This is a genomic window from Mucilaginibacter sp., from assembly GCF_036383575.1.
Lineage (GTDB): Bacteria > Bacteroidota > Bacteroidia > Sphingobacteriales > Sphingobacteriaceae > Mucilaginibacter.
Map to the genome: position 1 here is coordinate 1 of NZ_DASVOB010000327.1, position 6972 is coordinate 6972.

The window sequence follows — 6972 nt, forward strand, 5'->3', positions numbered from 1 at the left end:
AATGGCATTTACAGCGTCCACAATTGCGGCGTATCCCTGAAATGATTGATCTCCTCAATCACGTCCGTTACTTCATCTGGCGATAGTTCATCTTCGCCATCAGCAAAATAACTAAATACTTTACCGGGCTGCTCAAAAGTGATGTAGCCCAGGTAATCAGGGTTGTCTTTTTTGCTAAGCTGTAAAAGCTTGTCGGGCTGGTTAAGCCGGGTCAAAACAGAAGCGTCCCGCCGGTAAATACTATAAGTATAAGTTAGTACCGGATGGCCATCGGCATGGGCGTCACTATCAGGCAAAACAATGAGTGATAAGTGATTAGCTGTGGTTATAAAGAACGGTTTCATAGTGGCAGGTGTATTTATTGTTTAAAGCAAGAGCAATGCCACAAATGATATTTCTATAAAATTAATTTACTATCCGTTTAAATAATATTTTTCAATAAAGGTTGATTTATGGCATGATTTTTAAAGTGATATACATAACAAACTAAAACATCAAACTATGAGATCATTATTGTATATCATCGCAGTTATCCTGATTATAGGATGGGCGGTCAGCGTATTTGCCTATTCGGCAACCGGTTTAATCCATACCTTATTGGTAATTGCCGTAATAGCATTTTTATTAGGTGTTATCAGGAACCCTTCAACAGTTTAAAAATTAATACCGATCTTATAAACAAACAGAACGCGGGCCGCAAGTCCGCGTTTATTGTTTAGAGATAATATCACACAAACTGTGGCAATATTTGTTATCGACATAACAAGTTGTATTGCCATGAAATTAAGCGACGAAGAATTCAGGGAAGAATATAAGCCACTGCACATCCCCTCACATTTTGATCAGCAGGATACCCAGCAAAACAAAGCCATCTATGCCCTTGCGCAAATTGGCGAAGGCACGGCAGATAAGGTGTTGAAGGAACTGGAAACTCTGCAACCCGGCATTGTGAACGAGCAAGTCATCGCATTGGTCAAAACCATTCTGGCCAACCTTTTTGATAAAGGCCTAATTAAAGGCGAGGAACATAACGGGCAAATGCACTACAACCTCAGTAAGATCACAGAGGCTAATGACGGCTCAACCGGCAATCAGTAAATGCAAACTTAAACTAATCTTCCTCTCCGTTTATATTTGCGGTAAGCACATCGCTCATATAATCAAAAAATGGGCGCATACTTTTAAACGTATCAGAAGCCTTGTTCAGAAAATCAGGTCCTAAAGCTTCCTTATCGGTAAAACGTCGCCTCACCAAAAACTGTTTATAACGCAGCAGATCAATAGCTTCATGGTCGGCAGGGTAACCTTTGGGGGCGGTTTTCAACTGTTCGCCTTCCAAAGCGCCAAACGTGGTTGTAAAGTCTTTACTGTTTATGATTTGCTTTAAGGGCGATGAGTCAAAGGCGATGTCGTCGCGAATGCGCTTCAGGTCGGGCGTATCAGGTGCCCAAAAACCACCGGCAATAAAGGTATTACCCGGCTCTAAATGAAAATAATAACCACCACGGCGATGCTTGCCTGCTCGTTTAAAATTACCGCTCCAGTTAGTTTTAAAAGGTGTTTTATCCTTCGAAAAACGGATATCGCGGTAAATACGGTGCAAGGCCTTTTTTGCAGTGGATGTTTCAATAACATCATGAGTATTAACCAGATTTAATAGCCCGGCAGTAAAAGCCTCTACCAGTTCAAGCTGTTGCTGATATGCCTCTTTATTTTGTGCAAACCATTCACGGTTATTATTTTGTTTCAGTTGCTTTAGAAATTCAAAGCTGGAGGTAGGTAATGATAGCTGGTTCATAGTTAAAAATGATGTACAGAAAGCACGATGCCAAATTAGAGAAATTTGCATCTCATCCAAAATCAAGCCCGGCTGTATTACATTCAGATGATGTACCTTATATCCGAAAGCCCCAACCGAGCGGTTGAATCTTTACAGAAAAAGCTATCTTAGCCAAACAATCAAACCTACTATGAAAAGGCGCTCCTTTGTTAAATCAACATTGTTAACCGGTGTTACCGCAACTGTTTTACCTACTATGAGCAAAGCTACTGAAACCGCCCCCAAATTTGCCGAATACTATGAGCTAAGGGCATACGATCTTAAAAGTCCGGAGCAACAAAAACTGGTAGAGGACTACCTAAAGGATGTTGCCATACCCGCGCTTAACCATTTAGGTGTAAAACATGTAGGCGTATTTACTGAACTGAAACCCGAAGGCCAAACCAGGCTTTTCGTGCTGGTGCAATTTAACAGCCTCACCCATTTCAGTACAGTAACAGATAGTTTCGATAATGATGCCCAATTACAGGCAAAGGGAGCAGCTTATCTTAATGCCCCGGCTGCATCCCCGGCCTATGAGCGGATTGAAAGTTCATTGTTAAAAGCATTTGTGCATATGCCGCACCTGGAAGCCCCCGAAAATAAAGCACGGATCTTTGAACTGAGACAGTATCAAAGCGCCACCGAGGCTGCCGGCAAAAAGAAGATCGAGATGTTCAACGACGAAGGCGAAATAGATGTATTTAAGCGCCTCGGCTTTAAGCCTGTTTTTTGGGGCGAAACCGTGATCGGCTCTCAAAGGCCCAACCTTACCTATATGATCACTTTCGATGATCTTGAAGCCAAAAGCGCACACTGGAAAGCTTTTGGCAGTGACCCGCAATGGAAAAAGATCAGCGCCATACCCGAATATGCCGATGCCCTGCTGGTAAGTAAAATAACATCAACCATGTTGGTGCCAACGGCATATTCGCAAATATAAAAATCCGCTTTTCAGACTTACGAAGTTTTAAAAACTTCGTAAGTCTTACTCTGAGCCATCCCACAAATCCGAAATCGAAACTTCCAATTCCGAAATCAACACCCCCTACATCACCTCTACTGCCTGTTTTAGCATTTGTTTTATATAAATATTGCCTTAAATTGTAATTGGATTTTTCGGGGCTGCCCCAAAATCAAAACCAATTTATAACCAGCCATATAACCGTAAACAATGCTCAAAAAAAGATACTTTTTTTTAGTTCTTATCGCTCTTGTACCTTTAAGTTTCATTTTAACCCAGTGCTATACCCCAACTTCCGCCGATCCACGTGGCGAAATCTATGCCGGATCCGAAAGTTGCAAAAAATGCCATAGTGATGTTTATACTTCGTTCCTCCATACGGCACATTTCAAACATCGCAATTAGCAAATCTTCATAACATCAGGGGAAGCTTTGCCAAAGATTCAAACACTTTCGAGTTTGGCATGGGGCAAAAGATAGTGATGGAAAAACGCAACGACAGCCTGTACCAGGTAGGTTATATCAACGAAAAAGAAACTGAAGCAAAACCCTTTGATATTTCTATAGGCAACGGAAAAGCCCAAACCTATATGTACTGGAAAGGTAAAATGCTGTATGAATTACCGGTATCCTATTTTGCAGCCATCCATAACTGGGCTAATAGTCCCGGCTATTTACCCGATCATATGAATTTCGGTCGCCCTATTTTGCGCAGGTGCCTGGAGTGTCATAGCTCATACGTGAAAGAGGTCGCACCGCAGGCTGGAGAATTTGGTTTTGAAAAAACATCGCTTATTTATGGTATCGACTGCGAGCGTTGCCATGGCCCTGCTGCCAATCACGTTAACTACCACACCGATAACCCGGATGATAAAAAGGCGAAATATATTGCTACCTACTCATCCTTGTCGCGCACACAAAAAATGGATGCCTGCGCGGTTTGTCATTCAGGGAATAAGAATATCCCGCAGCGCTCATCGTTTGAGTTTGAAATGGGCGACACCTTGCTAAAAGACCGTACCCAGCCCCGTGTTATGCCCGGCAGTAACATGCCCGATGTTCATGGCAATCAATACGACCTGTTAATAGCCAGCAAATGCTATACTATGAGCAAAATGGATTGCGATAATTGCCATAACCCACATGTAAGCCAGGCGCCAAGCATGGTGGCGTACACGCAAAAATGTTTAAGCTGCCATAGCGAAGCTAATCATAACTTTTGTAAACTGGCCCCACAAATGGGGAGTGCTATCAAAACGTACTGTATCGACTGCCACATGCCGAACAAGGCATCAAATGTGATCAGGCTCGAATCGGCACAGAGCAAGATGAAAGTACCTTATATGGTAAGAAGCCATTACATTGGCATTTATCCCGAAGAAACTAAAAAGATCCTTGATTTTGTGAAGGGCAAAAAGGGGGTGTAATTTTTGAATACATTTGATTTACCTAAAACACATCAACCATGTCATTCCAGGGATATTTGAAAACAATAAAAGAAAAAACCGGTAAAGGTCCTGCCGATTTCAGGCAATTAGCCGAAGGTAAAGGCTTTACAAAAGATGGTGAACTGAAGGCTGAAACCAAGGCAGGCGATATTACCAATTGGCTCAAAAATGATTTTGAGTTGGGACACGGGCATGCAATGGCCATTTATGCCCTACTCAAGGGGATCAAGAACGAAGACAGCGAGTAAAAACTTAATGCCAATCATGCCCGCAGAACCGGCATTGCTTAGCACGAGGAGTTCGGGCAAGTTTTCCACATATTTTACAGCGATTAAAAAACACCTTGCCAGGATGATTTTTCAATACATTTTCAGCAGCTGATAAACGTAGTTGCACATAACCGTTATCAAGCAATCTCAATATCTCCGGATCCTCCGTAATCTTTCCCTTTTTTATCAACCACCTCCTTGCTTTGCTATCTGGCCCGGTTTTATATTCATCCGAAAAATTGTAATGGCTTAAAGCAATCGCTTCCCGGCTATCAATCAAATCACTAAAATACCAGATAATGTAACTTACTTCTTCGGCGGTCATCAGGATAAAAGTACAAATCGGCACTCAATTGTAGATGACATAATATAATCTTATTGCGATGAGATAGATCGATATTAACTCGCATTTTATACAGGGTTATTCTTTGTTTAGGCGAAAGCGCTTTCTGAGATACGATAAGCCTAAAATAGACTGGCCGTTAATAACTTATACAATTATCTTTCTTAACCATCTGACGATATATATTGGTACAAGGCTTTCCTATCAACTTTTGGCATTTTGGTAATAATACCCGCATCCTCCATCCGCTTCAAGTGTCCATAAATAGACCCAATACTAAACGGGGCTCCGTTGGCCTTTACATCCAGCCAAATGGTTTCGGCATCTACCGGTTCGCGGTGATCCATCAGGTATTTTAAAATAACCTGAGATATAGGGCGTAACTTTATTTCGTTGATAAGATCATGCATAGCAGGTGCAATCAAAAATTAGTATTAAGTTATAATTAGTAAAAAATGCCGGCCAGGAATTTACTTCCTACCGGCATGTGACGTGTTCAGGCTTTATTCGTATAGCAATACACAAAGACATTGAGTATGCCCCTCATTTAACTGTATAGCTATGCAGCCTCTCGCAACTTGCTTAGCGATAAAAGTTTGACTGCATAATCGGGAAGAATTCATAGTTTTGTTTAGAATGATTAATTAGATTAAAGGATCGGTTAACATTTACCCGGTGTGAAGTTTGGCGACCAGGCACCGGGGCTTTTTATTTTTCAGGTGATAACTTACCTGATTTTCCTCTCACTACCCCAAACAAATATCATCACAGTCATAATCAAACCGGAGAATCGGGAATGAATAACCTGAAATAACGCAGACGTCTTACTTTTATGAAAAGCTGGGGTAATATTATTTCAAGCAACAAATTCATAGCGGTAATGGATGAGTAATCGACTACAAAGAAATACCTTATTTAGAATAAATCCAAATAAAAACTACAATATATTGAATCATAGTATATTATATAAAACACCATACAAAGCAGAGCAAGCAAAAGTTAAAGCGCGCAGAAAGCCTTATTTATTGTACGATTATTTAGCAATAACATAAAAAAAAACAAGAAAATACAATAAAATAGCATTATTTATACTTATTAAATAAATATAAAAAATGCTATCAAAACCCGGATCTAAACCGAAGATCCAGGTAATTAAAACAAGGCGCAATAGTACTGCGCCATAAAAAACGAAAGAGGCCGGTACAAGATTCGAACTTGCGGACATTCCTTTTGCAGAGGACTCCCTTGAACCACTCGGGCAACCGGCCATGTTGTGGAAATAAAAGGACTTGAACCTTTAACCGACACCGTATAAGGGTGCTGCTCTAACCATTGAGCTATATTTCCAGCTGTAAATCAGTAGGGTAACCCGGACTCGAACCGGGAGCCTCCACATCCCAAATGTGGTAATCTGACCAATTGATATACTACCCTGTAAAGCAAAAAATCCCCTTAGTTTTTATCTAAGAGGATTTTTCAATGTTGTTATATACTTACTATATATACATAGCTATCTCCTCTGATAAATCAGTATGGGTGATGGGCACTGTATACATATTGTTGTTTTCATGCTGCAATGATACAAACAATATTTAAATTAAAAAATAATTATTAAAAATATTTTTCTCAATTATTTGAACCTTGATTCGTAGAATTAAAGGATGACTTGAGTAGAACGCTAAAGCAACATTTAAACTTCTGAATTTTCACAAGTCGCTAAAGCATCAGGCCCTTCTTTTAATCCTGCAAATCAAGGTTCAGAAAAAAAAATAAAAATATTTTCCACTGCGCAAATACACTGCGCAGTAGCCTTCAACCTTTGTATCAACAAAACGAAATAAAGGAGGTTCAAAATGAAATTCAACCTGTTAAGCAAAGTAAAAACCAAAACGACAAATCATGCAGGCGCAAAAGCCTTTACCATGACTGCCGAAATGGAATTGTATACCACGGTAGTTACCTGGAGCTTAAACGACACCTTTTATGAAAAAGACCAGGCACGTATGGAGCGCCTGCGCAACTTAATAGCTAAATGCAACCCGGTATTTGTAGGCAAACTGGCAGTTTATACACGTACTAAAATGTATTTGCGTTCGGTACCGCTGGTTTTGGTTACCGAATTGGCTAAG

9 protein-coding genes, 3 tRNA genes and 1 pseudogene are annotated in these 6972 nt (G+C 40.5%); 6 read left to right on the top strand and 7 right to left on the bottom strand.

Annotated features, from left to right (window positions below; genetic code table 11):
* Window positions 1-8 precede the first annotated feature (8 nt).
* Window positions 9-344, bottom strand: a complete 336-nt coding sequence (locus tag VF500_RS11250) for a hypothetical protein (RefSeq protein WP_330859763.1) — start codon at window positions 342-344, stop codon at window positions 9-11.
* A 157-nt stretch (window positions 345-501) separates the two neighbouring features.
* Between VF500_RS11250 and VF500_RS11255 the strand changes: the two genes are divergently transcribed.
* Window positions 502-657 carry a lmo0937 family membrane protein gene (locus tag VF500_RS11255; RefSeq protein ID WP_121227761.1) on the top strand — a complete coding sequence of 52 codons (156 nt, stop codon included), beginning with the start codon at window positions 502-504 and terminating at the stop codon, window positions 655-657.
* Between the two features lie 120 nt (window positions 658-777).
* Window positions 778-1098, top strand: a complete 321-nt coding sequence (locus VF500_RS11260) for a hypothetical protein (protein WP_330859764.1) — start codon at window positions 778-780, stop codon at window positions 1096-1098.
* 13 nt (window positions 1099-1111) lie between these two features.
* Here the strand turns inward: VF500_RS11260 and VF500_RS11265 are convergent, their stop codons facing one another.
* Complete coding sequence (locus tag VF500_RS11265; RefSeq protein ID WP_330859765.1) at window positions 1112-1798, bottom strand: DUF2461 domain-containing protein; 687 nt, start codon at window positions 1796-1798, stop codon at window positions 1112-1114.
* A 172-nt stretch (window positions 1799-1970) separates the two neighbouring features.
* Between VF500_RS11265 and VF500_RS11270 the strand changes: the two genes are divergently transcribed.
* From VF500_RS11270 to VF500_RS11280, 3 genes are all read left to right on the top strand, one after another.
* Window positions 1971-2762, top strand: coding sequence for an NIPSNAP family protein (locus tag VF500_RS11270; protein WP_330859766.1), 792 nt, complete (start codon window positions 1971-1973; stop codon window positions 2760-2762).
* A gap of 485 nt (window positions 2763-3247) precedes the next feature.
* Complete coding sequence (locus tag VF500_RS11275; protein WP_330859767.1) at window positions 3248-4210, top strand: cytochrome c3 family protein; 963 nt, start codon at window positions 3248-3250, stop codon at window positions 4208-4210.
* A gap of 38 nt (window positions 4211-4248) precedes the next feature.
* Window positions 4249-4479, top strand: coding sequence for a DUF4287 domain-containing protein (locus VF500_RS11280; protein ID WP_330859768.1), 231 nt, complete (start codon window positions 4249-4251; stop codon window positions 4477-4479).
* A gap of 4 nt (window positions 4480-4483) precedes the next feature.
* On the opposite strand, the gene VF500_RS11285 is transcribed toward VF500_RS11280, so the two are convergent.
* From VF500_RS11285 to VF500_RS11305, 5 genes are all read right to left on the bottom strand, one after another.
* Complete coding sequence (locus tag VF500_RS11285) at window positions 4484-4825, bottom strand: hypothetical protein (RefSeq protein WP_330859769.1); 342 nt, start codon at window positions 4823-4825, stop codon at window positions 4484-4486.
* 182 nt (window positions 4826-5007) lie between these two features.
* Window positions 5008-5190 carry a hypothetical protein gene (locus VF500_RS11290; RefSeq protein WP_330859770.1) on the bottom strand — a complete coding sequence of 61 codons (183 nt, stop codon included), beginning with the start codon at window positions 5188-5190 and terminating at the stop codon, window positions 5008-5010.
* Window positions 5191-6037: 847 nt separating this feature from the next.
* Window positions 6038-6111, bottom strand: a tRNA-Cys gene (locus VF500_RS11295).
* A gap of 6 nt (window positions 6112-6117) precedes the next feature.
* Window positions 6118-6190 (bottom strand) — tRNA-Ile (locus tag VF500_RS11300).
* Window positions 6191-6203: 13 nt separating this feature from the next.
* A tRNA-Pro gene (locus VF500_RS11305) sits at window positions 6204-6277 on the bottom strand.
* Between the two features lie 419 nt (window positions 6278-6696).
* On the opposite strand from VF500_RS11305, the pseudogene VF500_RS11310 reads away from it, so the two are divergent.
* A pseudogene (locus tag VF500_RS11310) lies at window positions 6697-6972 on the top strand (TROVE domain-containing protein); the annotation flags it as partial.